13 protein-coding genes are annotated in these 15,991 nt (G+C 60.9%); 9 read left to right on the top strand and 4 right to left on the bottom strand.

Annotation, left to right across the window (positions count from 1 at the left end):
• Positions 1 to 55 precede the first annotated feature (55 nt).
• From folD to F506_RS23785, 8 genes are all read left to right on the top strand, one after another.
• A complete protein-coding gene (folD, locus tag F506_RS08190; protein WP_053196496.1) occupies positions 56 to 901 on the top strand; it encodes a bifunctional methylenetetrahydrofolate dehydrogenase/methenyltetrahydrofolate cyclohydrolase FolD in 846 nt (281 codons plus the stop codon).
• 6 nt (positions 902 to 907) lie between these two features.
• On the top strand, positions 908 to 3,025 hold the full coding sequence (locus F506_RS08185; protein WP_053196494.1) for a M3 family metallopeptidase: 2,118 nt from the start codon (positions 908 to 910) through the stop codon (positions 3,023 to 3,025).
• 125 nt (positions 3,026 to 3,150) lie between these two features.
• On the top strand, positions 3,151 to 3,570 hold the full coding sequence (locus F506_RS08180; RefSeq protein WP_053196492.1) for a DNA polymerase III subunit chi: 420 nt from the start codon (positions 3,151 to 3,153) through the stop codon (positions 3,568 to 3,570).
• 4 nt (positions 3,571 to 3,574) lie between these two features.
• Entirely contained in the window at positions 3,575 to 4,093 is a 519-nt protein-coding gene (locus tag F506_RS08175) for a hypothetical protein (RefSeq protein ID WP_053196491.1), read from the top strand.
• Between the two features lie 180 nt (positions 4,094 to 4,273).
• A complete protein-coding gene (locus F506_RS08170) occupies positions 4,274 to 5,581 on the top strand; it encodes a D-amino acid dehydrogenase (protein WP_053196488.1) in 1,308 nt (435 codons plus the stop codon).
• Positions 5,582 to 5,872: 291 nt separating this feature from the next.
• On the top strand, positions 5,873 to 6,772 hold the full coding sequence (gene lpxO / locus F506_RS08165) for a lipid A hydroxylase LpxO (RefSeq protein ID WP_053196487.1): 900 nt from the start codon (positions 5,873 to 5,875) through the stop codon (positions 6,770 to 6,772).
• An 802-nt stretch (positions 6,773 to 7,574) separates the two neighbouring features.
• Positions 7,575 to 8,615, top strand: coding sequence for a GGDEF domain-containing protein (locus tag F506_RS08160; RefSeq protein WP_053196484.1), 1,041 nt, complete (start codon positions 7,575 to 7,577; stop codon positions 8,613 to 8,615).
• 214 nt (positions 8,616 to 8,829) lie between these two features.
• Positions 8,830 to 10,602 (top strand): type II asparaginase, encoded by a 1,773-nt coding sequence (locus F506_RS23785; RefSeq protein ID WP_053196482.1) that lies wholly within the window; start codon positions 8,830 to 8,832, stop codon positions 10,600 to 10,602.
• Positions 10,603 to 10,681: 79 nt separating this feature from the next.
• Here F506_RS23785 and F506_RS08150 read toward each other — a convergent pair whose 3' ends face one another.
• The 4 genes from F506_RS08150 to F506_RS08135 all read right to left on the bottom strand — a co-directional run bounded on the left by F506_RS08150 (position 10,682) and on the right by F506_RS08135 (position 14,887).
• Positions 10,682 to 12,013, bottom strand: coding sequence for an MFS transporter (locus F506_RS08150; protein WP_053196480.1), 1,332 nt, complete (start codon positions 12,011 to 12,013; stop codon positions 10,682 to 10,684).
• Between the two features lie 191 nt (positions 12,014 to 12,204).
• A complete protein-coding gene (locus F506_RS08145; RefSeq protein WP_083457680.1) occupies positions 12,205 to 12,900 on the bottom strand; it encodes a hypothetical protein in 696 nt (231 codons plus the stop codon).
• A 173-nt stretch (positions 12,901 to 13,073) separates the two neighbouring features.
• Positions 13,074 to 13,481 carry a hypothetical protein gene (locus tag F506_RS08140; protein WP_144424014.1) on the bottom strand — a complete coding sequence of 136 codons (408 nt, stop codon included), beginning with the start codon at positions 13,479 to 13,481 and terminating at the stop codon, positions 13,074 to 13,076.
• Between the two features lie 20 nt (positions 13,482 to 13,501).
• Positions 13,502 to 14,887: an aminotransferase gene (locus F506_RS08135; protein WP_053196476.1), complete on the bottom strand. Its 1,386-nt coding sequence runs from the start codon at positions 14,885 to 14,887 to the stop codon at positions 13,502 to 13,504.
• Positions 14,888 to 15,063: 176 nt separating this feature from the next.
• Between F506_RS08135 and F506_RS08130 the strand changes: the two genes are divergently transcribed.
• The gene (locus F506_RS08130; protein WP_053196474.1) at positions 15,064 to 15,780 is read left to right on the top strand and encodes an SDR family NAD(P)-dependent oxidoreductase; all 717 of its coding nucleotides are present in this window, start codon (positions 15,064 to 15,066) and stop codon (positions 15,778 to 15,780) included.
• The last annotated feature ends 211 nt before the right edge of the window (positions 15,781 to 15,991 follow it).

The raw sequence follows: 15,991 nt of genomic DNA, 5'->3' as shown, positions 1-15,991 counted from the left end.
GGCAAGGCCCTTTATAATGGCGCTTTATTTTCCCTCTTTTCCTGCCCCAGCCACCATGCCAGCACAACTCATCGACGGTAACCTGCTCTCCCAACAACTGCGCGCCGACGTCGCCAAACGCGCCGCCGCCCTCACCGCCAAGGGCAAACAGCCCGGCCTGGCCGTGATTCTGGTCGGCGACAGCCCGGCCTCGCAGGTCTACGTGCGCAACAAGGTCAAGGCCTGCGAAGACAACGGCCTGCACTCGGTGCTGGAAAAGTACGACGCCGCCCTGACCGAAGCCGAGTTGCTGGCGCGCATCGATGCGCTCAACAAGGATCCGAAGATCAACGGCATCCTGGTGCAACTGCCGCTGCCGGCGCACATCGACGCCAATAAAGTGATCGAGGCCATTGCCGCCGACAAGGACGTGGACGGTTTCCACATCAGCAACGCCGGCCTGCTGATGACCGGCCAGCCGCTGTTCCGCCCGTGCACGCCTTACGGCGTCATGAAAATGCTGGAATCCATCGATTATCCGATGCGCGGCGCCAACGCCGTCGTGGTCGGCGCCTCCAACATCGTCGGCAAGCCGCAGGCCATGTTGCTCTTGCAAGCAGGGGCAACCGTCACTATCTGTAATTCAAAGACCCGCGATCTCGGCCACCATACCCGCCAGGCAGACATTCTGGTGGTGGCCACAGGCAAACGCAACATCGTCACCGCCGACATGGTCAAACCCGGCGCCGTCGTTATCGATGTCGGCATGAACCGCGACGATAACGGCAAGTTGTGCGGCGATGTCGATTTCGCCAATGCCAAGGAAGTCGCAGGTTACATCACCCCCGTGCCCGGCGGCGTGGGTCCGATGACCATCACCATGTTGCTGGTCAACACCATTGAAGCTGCTGAAAGAACCTGAGTTCCCATGACCACCAAGACAGATACCGCAGATACTGCAACCACCACCGTCGCTCCCGACCACAATCCGCTGCTGGACTTTTCCGGCCTGGCGCGTTTCGACGCCATCAGGCCCGAACACGTTACGCCCGCCGTCGACACCCTGCTGGCCAAGGCCGGCGCGCTGGTCACCGAACTGGAAGCGCCGATGGCGCCCACGATGCAACTGACGTGGGCCAATTTCGTCGAGCCGCTGGAAAACGCCACCGAGCAGCTCGGTCGCGCCTGGAGCATCGTCGGGCATCTGAATTCGGTAGTCGACACACCGGAACTGCGCGCCGCCTACAATGAAAACCAGCCCCGCCTGGTCGAGTTCTGGACCGCGCTGGGCCAGAATCTGGCGCTGTTCGACAAGTACAAAGCGCTGCAAGCCGGTCCGGAATACGCCGGCCTGTCGGCAGCACGCAAGAAGGTCATCGATAACGCCGTACGCGACTTCCGCCTGTCCGGCGCCGAGCTGCCTGACGACAAGAAGGAACGCTTCGCCGAAATCCAGGAAAAGTCGGCCGCGCTGACTACTCGCTTCTCGGAAAACATCCTCGACGCCACCAACGATTTCGCCCTCTTCGTCGAGGACGAATCCGACCTGGCCGGCCTGCCGGACGACGTCAGGCAAGCCGCGCGCGCCGCGGCCGAAAAGGACGAAAAAGGCGGTTTCAAGTTCACGCTGCACTTCCCGTCCTACTTCCCGATCCTGCAATACGCCCATAACCGCAGCCTGCGCGAAAAGATCTACCGCGCCAACGCCACCAAGGCCTCGGAACTGGGCGCCAGGCCGGAATGGGACAACACCGCCAACATGCAGGAAATCTTGCAATTGCGCCATGAAGAAGCCGCCATGCTGGGCTTCAACAATTTCGCCGAATTGTCGCTGGTGCCGAAGATGGCCCAATCGCCGCAGGAAGTCATCGGCTTCCTCGAAGACCTGGGCCGCCGCGCGCGTTCCTACGGCGAAAAAGACTGGGACGAACTGCGCGCCTTCGCCCGCGAAGAACTCGGCCTCGACACGCTCGAAGCCTGGGACATGACCTACGCCGCCGAAAAGCTGCGCGAACAGCGCTACGCCTTCTCGGAACAGGAAGTGAAACAGTACTTCCCGGAACCCAAGGTGACTGAAGGCCTGTTCCAGGTCATCCAGCGCCTGTTCAACGTCAACATCAAACCCGACAGCGCGCCGGTCTGGCATCCGGATGTGAAATTCTTCCGCATCGAGCGCGACGGCAAGCTGGTCGGCCAGTTCTATCTCGACCTGTACGCCCGCAGCGGCAAGCGCGGCGGCGCCTGGATGGACGACGCGCGCGCGCGCCGTATGACCGCCGGCGGCGTGCAGACGCCGATCGCCTACCTGGTCTGCAACTTCACTGAACCAATGACCGTTGACGGGGTGAAAAAGCCGGCACTGTTCACGCATGACGAAGTCATTACCCTGTTCCACGAATCCGGCCACGGCCTGCACCACATGCTCACGCAAGTCGACGAAGTCGGCGTGTCGGGCATCTCCGGCGTGGAATGGGATGCGGTCGAACTGCCGTCGCAGTTCATGGAAAACTTCTGCTGGGAATGGGACGTGCTGCAGCACATGACCGCCCACGCCGATACCGGCGCACCGCTGCCGCGTGAACTGTTCGACAAGATGACTGCCGCCAAGAACTTCCAGTCCGGCCTGCAGATGCTGCGCCAGGTCGAGTTCTCGCTGTTCGACATGCACATCCACTACGACTACGACGCTTCCGGCAAGGACAGCGTGCAGTCGGTGCTCAACGCCGTGCGCGACAAGTTCGCCGTGATCCGTCCGCCGGAATTCAACCGCTTCCAGCATTCGTTCAGCCACATCTTCGCGGGCGGTTACGCGGCCGGCTACTACAGCTACAAGTGGGCGGAAGTGTTGTCGGCCGACGCCTACAGCGCATTTGAAGAAGCCGCGGCCAAGGGCGACAACGTGGTCTCGATCGAAACCGGCCTGCGCTTCCAGAAGGAAATCCTGGCCGTCGGCGGTTCGCGTCCGGCAATCGAGTCGTTCAAGGCCTTCCGGGGCCGCGAGCCTAGCATTGACGCCCTGCTGCGCCACAGCGGCATGGCCGCCTGAACCGGGCCGGAAACCTTCCGCAGCAGTGCTTTAGCCAAGACCCGTGAAGTCCGCTTCGCGGGTTTTTGCCATTGCGGGCCCGCTACCGGCGCGACTATTTATGAAATGAGTTCTATACTTCGTCCATGACCCGTATCGATTTCCACAGCAACGTCCCCAATAAACTCGCCTACGCCTGCCGCCTGGTGCGCAAGGCGCGCGCCGCGCAGTGCAAGATCGTGCTGCTCGGCCGCGACCGCGGCGAACTGACACAACTCGATCAACTGCTGTGGTCCTTCTCGGAACAGGATTTCATTCCCCACGTGCACGCCGCCGATCCGCTGGCGGCGCAAACGCCTGTGATCCTGACCGACAGCGAAGCCGTCGAATTGCCGCACCACCATGTACTGATCAATCTGTCGGGCAATACGCCGGAACATTTCGCCCGCTTCGAGCGCATGTTCGAGATCATTTCCTCGGACGAGGCCGACAAGGCCGCCGGACGCGACCGTTACCGCTTCTATAAAGAGCGCGGTTATCCCCTGAGCCACTTCGTCGCCGACTGAGATCATGAGCCAATCTTCCGCCGACAACAGCATCCCGCTCCTGACCGAGGTCATCGCTCCGCCCGCTGCGGCGGAAAACCAAGCGCCGCAGGCGCTGCAATGGGAAGACTCCCAGTACCATCACCAGCCTCAGCAACACCAGCCATATCATCAGCCCGACTACCAGCAGCACTTCCAGCCGGAGCCGATCCAGGCCTTCCAGCCGCAGTACCAGCCCACTTACGACGCCGCGCCCGTGTCCGTTTCGGTCAGCGCCCCGCTGCCGCCGGTCGCGCCGGAGCCCAGCGCCGAACAACTGCGCCAGATCCGCCAGGACATCCAGGAAAACCTCATGCAGACGCTGCTGGGCCAGGTCGACAATGTGTTGCACCAGCATCTGCAGGATCACCTTGCGGTGATCCTCGACAACATGGCCGACATCCTCAAGACCCGCGTGCGCGCCAGCCTGGAACAGGCGCTGGCTGAAACCGTGACGCAGGCGCTGGCGGAAGAAATGGCAAAATTTGAAAATGCAAAATATTAAGTTTTAAATAAAAATATTTTGTTTTTCAAACGTATCTGCGCCCCATTCATTAAAAAATAGAAATACGGGCACGCCGATTGCTTACCTAAAAAATCGATTACTTCTTACAATTTCACCATTGAAGACCCACGCAAATCATCATGGTTTGAGCGGGTTTTATCATCGAACAAGGAGAATGTGATGAAAGTCATCGTATTGGGAGCAGGCATCATCGGCACCGCGTCCGCGTGGTTCCTCAAGCGTGAAGGTCACGACGTCACCGTCATCGACCGCCAGCCTGGCGCCGCCCAGGAAACCAGTTTCGCCAACGGCTGCCAGATTTCGGTCTCGCACGCCGAGCCATGGGCCAATCCCTCCGCTCCGCTCAAGGTCCTGAAATGGCTGGGCAAGGAAGACGCCCCGCTGCTGTATCGCTTCCGCCCCGAATGGCTGCAATGGAAATGGGCCGTCAACTTCCTGCGCGAATGCACGCCTGCGCGCACCGACGCCAACATCCGCCAGATCGTCGCACTGTGCGAATACAGCCGCCAGACGCTGGTGGCCTTGCGTGCCGAAACCGGCATCCAGTACGACCACCTGAACAAGGGCATCCTGCACTTCTACACCGAAGAAAAGGAATTCGAACTGTCGCTGCCGGCCGCCAAGCTGATGCGCGACCTCGGTTGCCAGCGCGACTCGATCAGCGCCGATGAAGTCGTCAGGATCGAACCGGCGCTGGCCGGCATCCGCGACAAGATCGTCGGCGGCGACTTCACCGCCACCGATGAATCCGGCGACGTCTACAAGCTCACCACCGGCCTGGCGCAAAAGGCGGAAGACGCCGGCGTCGACTTCCAGTTCAACACCACCATCACGCGCCTGCTGACCGAAGGCACCGGCGCCGCCGCCAAAATCACCGGCGTTGAAGTCATCGACGGCGCCGGCCGCCACAAGGTGCTGCGCGCCGATGCGTTCGTGGTCGCCATGGGCAGCTTCTCGGAGCCGCTGCTGCGTCCATTGGGCATCAACCTGCTGCTGTATCCGGGCAAGGGCTACTCTGCGACTTACAAGGTCACCAATCCGGACGCCGCACCGACCGTCTCGCTGACCGACGACGGTTACAAGCTGGTCGTCTCGCGCCTGGGCGATCGCCTGCGTGTGGCCGGCACCTGCGAGCTGAACGGCTACACCCGCGAGCTGAACACCACCCGCTGCGACGCCATCACGCGCCGCACCCGCGAACTGTTCCCGGATGGTTGCGATTACGACAATCCGGTCTACTGGACCGGCCTGCGCCCGCTGACGCCGTCGAACATTCCCTACGTCGGCAAGACCAAGTTCAGCAACCTCTATCTCAATACCGGTCACGGCACCCTGGGCTGGACCATGGGTTGCGGTTCGGGCCGCGCGATCGCCGAAATCATTGCCGGCCGTCAACCCGAGATCGACTTCGGCTTCACCGGCCTCCCACGCAAGGCGCCGGGCAAGCTGGCGGCGCAACCGGCATAATCGGGACCAAACCGGCGGCCCTCGCAGGCCGCCAATCACCGTTTTGCCCCTCCTTGTCGACCCGGCCTGTTCTCCTTTTCAGGCCCGGTCGGCATTTTTTACCTTTTTTCACTGATGCACCGCAAAGCTCCCCCAAACTGCTTGGTGTAGAATCAGCCTTATCCATCGCGGCGCATCCGCCCGATTTCCAGATCAAACTCTTACAGCATCGATATCGCGCATCAAGCGCTTATCTGGTGCGTATCTATACAAGATGGCCGCAGCTGCAGCCATCGTCATGAGGACATTGCAATGAAGTGGGTCGTTGTCGGAATTTATCTGTTTTCCATCTTTTTCATTCATTTCCGTGGAAAGGTGCGGCTGCCGTTTTTCCGGCAATTCTTCGACCATTCGTCGATCATGGCGCCGATCAACCTGTTCATGTACGCCTTCTCGCGCGTGCCTGCCGTGCCGTATCCGGCGGTCAGCGGTTTCCAGAATCTGCATTTGCTCGACGACAACTGGGAAATCATCAAGGCCGAAGCCGTCAACCTGCAAAACATCTCCAAGATCAAGGCCGCCGAGAAGAACGATGACGCCGGCTTCAACTCCTTCTTCAAGGCCGGCTGGAAGCGCTTCTACCTGAAGTGGTACGACGCCAGCCATCCTTCGGCCGAGCAGTTCTGCCCCAAGACCGTTGAAATCCTGCGTCGAATCCCTTGCGTCAAGGCCGCCATGTTCGCGGAACTGGCCCCCGGCGGCACGCTCAATCCGCACCGCGATCCATATGCCGGTTCGCTGCGCTATCACCTCGGCCTGGTCACGCCCAATGACGATCGCTGCTTTATCGAAGTCGACGGCCAGCGTTACAGCTGGCGGGACGGCAAGAGTGTGGTGTTCGACGAGACCTTCATCCACTGGGCCCAAAACGGCGCCGAGACTAACCGTATCATCCTGTTCTGCGACGTCGAACGACCGTTGCGCTATCGCTGGGCACAGGCCATCAACAAGTGGCTGGGAAAGACCATGATGACCGCCGCCAGCTCGCCCAACGAGACCGGCGACCAGACCGGCCGCATCAACAAGCTGTTCCGTTTCGTCTGGCTCGCCGGCCAGTACCGTCGCAAGTTCAAGAACTGGAACCGCAACGCCTATCGCGCCACCAAGTTCGGCCTGATCATCGCCGTCGCGCTGGCCATCATCTACCTGTAATTACTTCCGCTTTGCAGCGGCGCTATGCGGACAGCATGCGCCGCATTCTTCCCGCCCCTGCTGTTTTCCCCTGCTGCAACACTCCCCGCGCATCAGAACAAAGCTTCTTTCATATTGACCGGAAATAATTTGCACCGCGACGGCACGCAGCTGAGCAATCGGTGCCGGATTGAGAAAAAAATCATCGGTGCACACATCGCGGCACGACACGCATCGGATCGCGCAACGTCAATATAGGGCGGACATTGGACATAAAATCCAATGAAAATTTCCACTCGGAAATGAAAGCAAATTTTTCCTTTTGATTTTGCGTTAACTCAATAGCTGTTCCTCTGAGCAGCGTGTAAAATCCCCTGCTTCATGGCTTGATTCATGGCGTGATTCTTGCGTAAGTTCTTATGCATTCTATGAATGGTAAAGCCTATCAAAACCTGCCGGCGGTGCTCGCGCGCAACGCAACGCGACACAAGCGCAAGCAGGTTGTAGGGCCTGTTCACATTAAAGCTGCGAGTGCGAACGCGCGGCAGGCGTTGACTGCCTAGGCGCAGCGACGCGACGTAGCGGCACTACGGCAAGGAGCTGCAACAACGGCAGGCGACGCCTGCAGCCGTTCCCGAAGGGTTGCTGCCAGAAAGCGCGCCGGCCGCGTTGCATGGCTTGCAGGTGGGCCCGCCACCTGCTACGCCACGCGCCTTGCCAGCACGTTTTCTGGCAGCAACGCATCTCGCAGATTTAATGTGAACAGGCCCTAGAGTACCCACTAAACATAGAATAATGTGCTCAAGCAGGAGTCGACATCCGAATGATGAAACAGCTTCTAAAGAACCTGGTAGATATCACAGCCCAGCGTGAAAACTCTCGCCTCGCCGGCGCAGTGATCACCGGCCTGTACGAACTGACCAAGGTCAAACAAATTCGCGTGCTCGATATCTTTTCGCTGCGCGAAGAGATGTTCGTGCAAGAAAAGATGTACCTCAACGAGGGCCATCTGAGCACCATCGCCGAACACACCGAAGACGATCCCAAGGAACCACTCAGCGGTTATCCCGCCATCGTCGAATGCATCCGCCAGCACAAGAACGAACACTATGAAATCGCCGCCGACGGCTGGCATGTGCTGTGGCTGCCGGTATGGCTGCATGGCAAGGTCAACACCTGTCTCGAGATCCGTCATCCGCATGCTTACGACACCGGCACGCTGGAACTGATCGACGGCATCTTCGGCATCTACTGCAATTACCAGAGCCTGCTCGACTACAGCGAGCGCGACGCGCTGACCGGCCTGTTCAATCGCAAGACCTTCGACGAACAATTCTCGCGCCACGCCTTTGCGCTGGCGCCGCATGAAGCGCATTCGCTGGACAACAACGAACGCCGCAACGGCGGCGAGACCAAGGCGCACTGGCTGGCCGTGGTCGACATCGACCACTTCAAGCAGGTCAATGACCAGTTCGGCCACCTGTACGGCGATGAAGTACTGATTCTGGTCGCCAATATCCTGCGCACCTCGTTCCGCTCGCACGATCGCATCTTCCGCTTCGGCGGCGAAGAGTTCGTGATCCTGCTGCGTTCGACCACGCTGGCCGACGCCAGCAAGATCTTCGACCGCTTCCGCCAGCACGTGCAGGAATACGATTTCCCCCAAGTGGGCAAGGTTACCGTGAGCCTCGGCTTCGTCGGCATTTCGCAGGAAACGCCGGTGGTCATCCTGGGCCATGCCGATCAGGCTCTGTACCACGCCAAGAAGAACGGTCGCAACCGCATCTGCTACTACGATGAACTGGTCACTTCCGGCGTCCTCAGCAACGAAATTTCGACTAACGATATCGTCGAATTCTTCTAAATAATTAACTTCTTTTTTGTTTTTCGAAAGCCTATGCGCGCGCCGCATAATCTTTCAAAATCCATGCTTTAAAAGCATAAGACTTCGCAATCGCTATTCCGTACTATCCTTGCGTGCCGTTTCATAACGTAAAACTAACCGGTACGAATGTCGCCGTTGTGCGCATTTTCAATGGGTGCAAGGGCGGGACCAATCTATTGCTCAGGAGATCCTTATGCAACATCTGAAGTTGAAACAACTCGGTGGCGTATTGCTGCTGTCGGCCGCCATGTCGCTGTCGGCACAGGCACAAGAAAAGAAAGCCAATGTCGTCGTCATCGGCACCGGCGGCACCATCGCCGGAGCAGGCGCATCCAGCGTCAACACTGCCGCCTATCAATCCGCCGTTGTCCCGGTCGACAAGATCATCGCCGCCGTGCCGGAAATCTCGAAGATCGCCAACGTGCGCGGCGAACAGATTTTCCAGATCGGCAGCGAAAGCTTCAACGACGAGCGTCTGCTGAAACTGGGCAAGCGCGTTTCCGAACTGCTCAAGCAGAGCGACGTTGACGGCATCGTGATCACCCACGGCACCGACACCATCGAAGAAACCGCCTACTTCCTCAACCTGACCCTCAAGAGCAGCAAGCCTGTCGTCGTGGTCGGCTCCATGCGTCCGGGCACCGCCCTCGGCGCCGACGGCGCGCTGAACCTGTATGACGCCGTGCTGGTGGCATCCAGCAAGGACGCTGCCGGCAAGGGCACACTGGTGGTCATGAATGATGAAATCCATTCCGGCCGCGACGTCACCAAGACCAATTCCTTCAAGGTCGAAACCTTCCGTTCGCCATACGGCCCGCTGGGTTATGTGGTCGAAGGCAAGCTGATGTTCTACCGCTTGCCGGCCCGTCCGCACACCACGCAGACCGAGTTCGACATCGACAAGATCAACAGCCTGCCGCGCGTCGACATCGCCTACAACTACGGCAACGTCAGCCGCGCCGCGTATGACGCCTTCGTCACCGCCGGCGCCAAGGCCATCATCCATGACGGCACCGGCAACGGCAGCGTCGCCGAGCAGATCGTCCCGGTCTTGCAGGAAGTGCGCAGCAAGGATGAAGTCGGCATGCTGTTGTCCGCACTGAAAGACATGAACGGCAGCCTGCTCAACATCGTCAGCGACGTACGCGGCGGCACCGACGCCATCGCCACCGCGTCGAGCCAGATCGCCAGCGGCAATCTGGACCTGTCCTCGCGCACCGAAGAACAGGCCAGCTCGCTCGAACAGACCGCCGCAGCGATGGAGCAACTGTCGGCGACGGTCAAGCAGAATTCCGACAACGCCGTACAGGCCAACGCGCTGGCGACCTCGGCATCGGGCGTGGCGGCCGAAGGGGGCGATGTGGTCGGCGCAGTGATTTCGACCATGCGTTCCATCGATGCGTCGTCGAAGAAGATCGTCGACATCATCAGCGTGATCGACGGCATTGCGTTCCAGACCAATATCCTGGCATTGAATGCCGCGGTCGAAGCCGCGCGCGCCGGCGAACAGGGCCGGGGATTTGCCGTGGTGGCGTCGGAAGTGCGCAGCCTGGCGCAACGCAGCGCCGCCGCAGCCAAAGAGATCAAGCAATTGATCGGCGACTCGGTCGAGAAGGTCGGCGCCGGTACCAAGCTGGTGGAGAAGGCCGGCGTGACCATGGATGAAGTGGTAGCCAGCGTCAGGCGCGTGACCGACGTGGTCAGCGAAATCTCCGCCGCCAGCCGCGAGCAGAGCGAAGGCATCGATCAGGTCAAGCACGCCGTGACGCAAATGGACGGCGTCACGCAACAGAATGCCGCGCTGGTCGAAGAAGCCGCCGCCGCCGCGCAATCGCTGCAGCAGCAGGCTGCGAATCTGGCGCGCATCGTCAGCGTGTTCAAGCTGGGCCATGAATTGACGACCGGGCATGCAACGCGCGTGCGACGTGAAATCGACATTACTGCCGGTCCCGCACGACTGCGCTGAGTATTCGATTCGACGAAGAAAAAAAAGCCGCCCTAGGGCGGCTTTTTTCATGCGGCGAACAATGCCGATGACGGCGCGATTACTTGCCGGCAGGTTCGCGGAAGTAGATTCGCTTGGGCAGCGCCCACAGCAGCAAGGCCGCGCCGACCAGGCATTCCAGCGCCACCACGTACAGGCCCAGCGAAGCGCTGCCGGTGATGTCGCGGATCTTGCCGACCATGTACGGCGTGATGATGCCGCCGAGCTGGCCTACCGAGTTGATCAGCGCGATGCCGCCGGCCGCTGCAGCGCCGGTCAGCACGCGCGGAGGCAGGATCCAGAACAGGCCGATACCGGCGATGATGCCGGTCGCGGCGAACGACAGGCCGACCACCAGCACCAGCGTGTTGCTGCCGAAGTAGGCGCTCACGGCATAGCCCACAGCGCCGGCCAGCGCGCAGCCAGCCAGATGCCAGCGGCGTTCGCCGGTGCGGTCCGAGCTGCGGCCGATCAGGATCATGCCGATGGCGGCGCACAGGTAAGGAATCACGGTGATCAGGCCGATGATGAAGGTGTCGTCGGTGCCGGCGGTCTTGATCAGTTGCGGCATCCAGAACACCAGGCCGTAGATGCCGGAAGCCAGCACCAGGTAGATCAGCGACATGGTGATGGTCGACGGCTGCCTGAGCGCGTCGCGGAAGGAATGCACGGCTTCGCTCTTCGGCTCGGCCGCAAGGCGGGCCAGCAGCAGTTTCTTTTCATCGTCTTTCAGCCAGCGCGCGTCTTCGATCTTGTTGTCGATGACGATCCAGCAGATCACGCCGAGGATTAGCGATGGAATGGCTTCCAGCAGGAACAGCCATTGCCAGCCGGTCATCCCGTGCATGCCGTCGGACGCCTGGAGTATCCAGCCCGACAGGGGACCGCCCACCACGCCGGCAAACGGGATGCCGATCATGAACAAGGCGTTCATGCGGCTGCGGCGGCGTTGCGGAAACCAGTATGTGAGATACAGTACGATGCCGGGAAAGAAGCCGGCCTCGGCCACGCCCAGCAGGAAGCGCACGACATAGAACATTGTCGGCGTGGTCACGAACAGCGTGGCTGCGGACAGCAGCGCCCAGGAAATCATGATCCGGCCGATCCATATGCGTGCGCCGACCCGATGCAAAAGAATATTGCTGGGCACTTCGAAGAAGAAGTAGCCGATGAAAAAAATGCCTGCGCCCAAGCCATACACGGTCTCACTGAAATGCAAGTCGCTGAGCATCTGAAGTTTTGCGAAGCCGACATTGACGCGATCAAGGTAGGCGGCAACATAACAAAGAAACAAGAACGGCAGCAGGCGCCAGGTCACCTTGGCGTAGGTTGCGTCTTCAAGCCGGCCGCGCGTCGCGTCGGAACTTGCGATATCGAGAGGGGATGGGTTCATGGTTGCCTAAAGATGAAGATGTCATTGATTTTTCTTATCGAATTTCGCATCGGTGGCGAAACAGCGTAAAGATAGGTGAAGGCAACCATGGGGTCTAATGAAAATTGGCCATGCACATCATGCGCGAAAAGCATGCAGCTTCGGCAGCGGCACGCCCGGAGAGCGCCAAAGACGTCCCGGGCGGCCGGGCGTCAGTGCAGCATGCGCCGGCGTACTCCCGCCAGCGGGGTGAACTGCCAGTTGCCCGATTCGGGAACGAACACGGCGCACTCTTCCACGGTGCCGACGCTGGTCCAGGCGTCGTGATACTGCGCGAGACCGACGATCTGCGCCTTTTGCAAAGCTTCACTGGCGCATCTGGCGAGGTCGATGTCCGACCAGTGTTGCAGCGAATGGACTTGCTCGGGATAGTTCAGTCCGCCGATGCGCTCCCACCATTCATGGATGAAGCTGAGTACATCCGCCTTGACGCGCAATTGGGACATCCCGTGCAATGGATGGTGCATGTCGAACGGCACCGGCAGCAAAGGAGTGATCAGCGTCTGGTTGGCGTCGAGCAGCAGATCGTTCGTGTCGGAAGCGAAGAAACCAAGCGCCAGCATGAGACGACGATCCGCCAGGGGGATGTTCGCCATCACCTGCGCCAGGTCGATGCGCTCCAGCCGTTGGCGGCGCCATCCGTGCATGCCAGCGGCGTGGAGCCGCTGGCAATAGATTTCGGCATCTAGCGCTGAGGCGAAGGTCAGTACGCCGCCTTCGCCGCGTACATTGATATAAAAAGTCCGGTCGCGGCCGACGAGATTGTCCCCGCCTTCGGGCGTCCCTGCCTGGGCCAGTCCCCACAACGGCAACGTCGGTTCGGGAGGCCGTAAAAACTGATCTTCCATGGTCGTCTGTCTTTCATCAAGTTGAGAACGCGTTTGGGCGATTCTGAAACAGGCCGGCTTGAGGCTGCAGGAGCTAAAAGACAATGCGCGCAGAACAGCGATGACGCGATCCGAGGATGCCGGCATGTGCGCTTTCGAGAGCATCGTGTCGCCGGCGAGGTTACCGATGAATGTCAGGCAGGCAAGCGCAGTTCCCTTTGCTGCATCACCGGGGAGTGCGCCATCAGCGCGACGGCGGACGGCGCTGCGACGATGACGGCGCCTGCTGTGTCCAGCAGCCACCTGACGACTTCCTCTTTGGATTCGACGCCAAGCATGACGGCGCCGAGCGAGCCGTTGGCGTGCATCAGCAGCATGCGGGCCTTGCCGCCGTTGCAACGGAAGCGCTGTACCAGTCGCTTGCATTGCTCTGCCGTCGCGGCAGAGGGAAATATTGTCGGCGATGGCCGCCATTTGTCGACGTTGCCGCCCCACCAATAGCTGCTGTGACGGTCATGGATGAGCAGGATCAGGGCGCGTCGGTTGGGGCGCGCGTGTTGCGAACGGAGGAAAGCTTCATCCAAGGAAAGAAGGGGATACATGGTTGTTTCTGTTCCAGGTGCTACATCATCTTCAACGCGCGTGCGGCGTCGTCCAGCGTCAGCCGCAGCTTGCCGACGAGCTCGTCGATCTCGGCGCGCGTGGCCACCAGGGCGGGCGCCACGATCAGGCGCGCCGCCGTGGTGCGCAGGATCAATCCGTGTTCCAGCGCCTTGCGCATGCAATACAGACCCACCATGTTTTCATTGGAGAAGCGTTGGTCCTTGTGCCGGCCGTAAGCCAGCTGAAGTGCCGCCACTGCGCCCGCGCCATGGATCTCGGCGACCAGCACGTGGCCGCCAAGGACTTCGCGCAGGCAGCGCTGCAGATAGGGGCCGGTGTCATTCTCGACCATGTCCACGATGCCGCCATCGTCCAGCAGGCGCAGCGTCGCCAGTGCCACTGCCGCCGCCAGCGGATGGCCCTGATAGGTAAGGCCGTGCGCAAATGTGCCGCCGCAGTCGGCCAGCGTATCGGCGATGCGCTGCGTCAGGACCAGGCCTCCCATCGGCACGTAGCCGGAGGTCAGGCCTTTGGCGATGGTCATCATGTCTGGCGCGAAGCCGAAGTATTCGTGCGCGAACCAGCTGCCGGTGCGGCCGAAGCCGCCGACCACTTCGTCGGCGCAGAGCAGCACATCGTATCGGGTGCAGATGCGCTGGATCTCGGGCCAGTAGCTGGCCGGCGGAAAAATGACGCCGCCCGCGCCCTGGAATGGTTCGGCGACAAACGCACCGACCCGGTCTGCGCCCAGTTCCAGTATTTTTGCCTCCAGCTCGCGTGCCGCGTGCACGCCGAACGCGGTCTCGTCCTGGGCATCCCGGAGGCCGAACCGATAAGGCTCGTCGATGTGGTGAACGTCGTCGATCATGCCGCCGCTCAGTTCGTGCATCAGTTTCATGCCGCCCAGCGAGGCGGAGGCAATGGTAGCGCCGTGGTAGCCGTTATGGCGTGCGATGAGGATTCTCTTGCCGGGCTTGCCGGCCAGCTGCCAGAACCGGCGCACCAGCTTGATCATGAGGTCGTTGGCCTCCGATCCCGAGTTGGTATACAGGACCCGGCTGAAAGGCGAAGGGAGGAGATCGAACAGTTTGGCCGACAATTCAGCGATGGCCGGATTGGTCGTGTTGAAGTACTGGCTGCAATAGGACAAGGTCTCCATCTGCGCGGCGGCGGCGGCGATCAGTTCGGGCCGGCCATAGCCGAGCGCAGTGCACCACAGGCCGGACAAGCCGTCGAGGAACTTGTTTCCGTGTTCGTCCCAGAGGTACACCCCGGCGCCCCTGACCATGACGCGGGCATCGGCGGCCTTCAGGAACTTATGATCTTCAAAAGGCAACAGATGCCGCGATACGTGGATGTCTTTGTAATCCTTCTTGGCCAGGAATTGGCCGACAAAATCGTTCATGGCAGGTCCGGAATAGAGGAAGAAATGACCGCCGCGGGTCTTGCAGGGCGGCGCCGTTAGCGCGTTTTCAACGCATTTTTTGACGTTTAGCGTGAGTGACCATCGTGGCGGAGCGGTTCCATGCCGATTGGCGCACTGTCCGGCAATCCGGCCGGCACGACAACCTGGGAGCAGCAATGAAAGCAATAGTGACCGGCCACAGCCGTGGCCTTGGCGCGGCGATCGCCGCCGAACTGCTGCAGCGCGGCGTTGCGGTGCTGGGATTGGCGCGCCGGCCCAATGCCGGCTTGCAGGCGCGTTTTCCGCAGCTGCTGACGCAGCATGCGATCGATCTGGCCGATACCGCTGCGCTGCTGGCCTGGCTGGAGACGCGCGCACCGGCGGCGTTCCTGCGCGGAGAAGACATTGCTTTCCTGGTCAACAATGCCGCCACCGTGCACCCGATGGGCGCCCCGGACCAGCTGGCTGCGGCGACGCTGGCGCAAGCGCTGGCGCTGAACGTCAGCGCGCCGCTGCTGCTGGCCGGCGCGGTCGCCGCCGCCGACGCCGCTCAGCGGCGCATCCTGCACATTTCCAGCGGCGCCGGCCGCGACGCCTTCGCCGGCTGGAGTGCATATTGCTCGGCAAAGGCGGCATTGGACCATCATGCGCGCGCCGCAGCGCTCGACCGCCGGCAGGGGCTGCGCATTTGCAGCCTGGCGCCGGGCGTGTTCGATACCGACATGCAGGCTGAAATCCGTGCGACGGAAGATCGCCTGTTCCCGTTGCGCGAACGTTTTCTGGAACTCCTGCGCGACGGCCGGCTGGTCGGCGTTGCGGCCGGCGCATCACGCGTCGTCGATTTCCTGATGGCCGACGGTTTCGGCAGCGCGCCGACTGCGGCATTGTCCTGATTCGCATCGCGGCAAGCCGGCCTCGGCCATGTGCGTTCGCAAATAAAAGTCGCCCGCGCCGATCCGGGGAGGAACCGTGCGTTGGCACATGTCCACTTATCCATGCTTACGTTAAGCATTTTTTCAAAGGAGAGATGATGGCCCAGATTCCCAATCCACTGAATGTAGTCACTAACCCCGTGGGAGCAGTCCTCGACCCTATCGGCACGGT

Origin of the sequence: Herbaspirillum hiltneri N3 (assembly GCF_001267925.1) — a bacterium.
GTDB lineage: Bacteria > Pseudomonadota > Gammaproteobacteria > Burkholderiales > Burkholderiaceae_D > Herbaspirillum > Herbaspirillum hiltneri.
Note: the sequence above shows the minus strand (reverse complement) of the source record. Positions and strands in the feature narration are given on the sequence as shown.

Bases quoted from the DNA above. Each gene is read 5' to 3' on its own strand.
- folD (WP_053196496.1), top strand. From the start codon at position 56: ATGCCAGCACAACTCATCGACGGTAACCTGCTCTCCCAACAACTGCGC.
- F506_RS08185 (WP_053196494.1), top strand. From the start codon at position 908: ATGACCACCAAGACAGATACCGCAGATACTGCAACCACCACCGTCGCT.
- F506_RS08180 (WP_053196492.1), top strand. From the start codon at position 3,151: ATGACCCGTATCGATTTCCACAGCAACGTCCCCAATAAACTCGCCTAC.
- F506_RS08175 (WP_053196491.1), top strand. From the start codon at position 3,575: ATGAGCCAATCTTCCGCCGACAACAGCATCCCGCTCCTGACCGAGGTC.
- F506_RS08170 (WP_053196488.1), top strand. From the start codon at position 4,274: ATGAAAGTCATCGTATTGGGAGCAGGCATCATCGGCACCGCGTCCGCG.
- lpxO (WP_053196487.1), top strand. From the start codon at position 5,873: ATGAAGTGGGTCGTTGTCGGAATTTATCTGTTTTCCATCTTTTTCATT.
- F506_RS08160 (WP_053196484.1), top strand. From the start codon at position 7,575: ATGATGAAACAGCTTCTAAAGAACCTGGTAGATATCACAGCCCAGCGT.
- F506_RS23785 (WP_053196482.1), top strand. From the start codon at position 8,830: ATGCAACATCTGAAGTTGAAACAACTCGGTGGCGTATTGCTGCTGTCG.
- F506_RS08150 (WP_053196480.1), bottom strand. From the start codon at position 12,013: ATGAACCCATCCCCTCTCGATATCGCAAGTTCCGACGCGACGCGCGGC.
- F506_RS08145 (WP_083457680.1), bottom strand. From the start codon at position 12,900: ATGGAAGATCAGTTTTTACGGCCTCCCGAACCGACGTTGCCGTTGTGG.
- F506_RS08140 (WP_144424014.1), bottom strand. From the start codon at position 13,481: ATGTATCCCCTTCTTTCCTTGGATGAAGCTTTCCTCCGTTCGCAACAC.
- F506_RS08135 (WP_053196476.1), bottom strand. From the start codon at position 14,887: ATGAACGATTTTGTCGGCCAATTCCTGGCCAAGAAGGATTACAAAGAC.
- F506_RS08130 (WP_053196474.1), top strand. From the start codon at position 15,064: ATGAAAGCAATAGTGACCGGCCACAGCCGTGGCCTTGGCGCGGCGATC.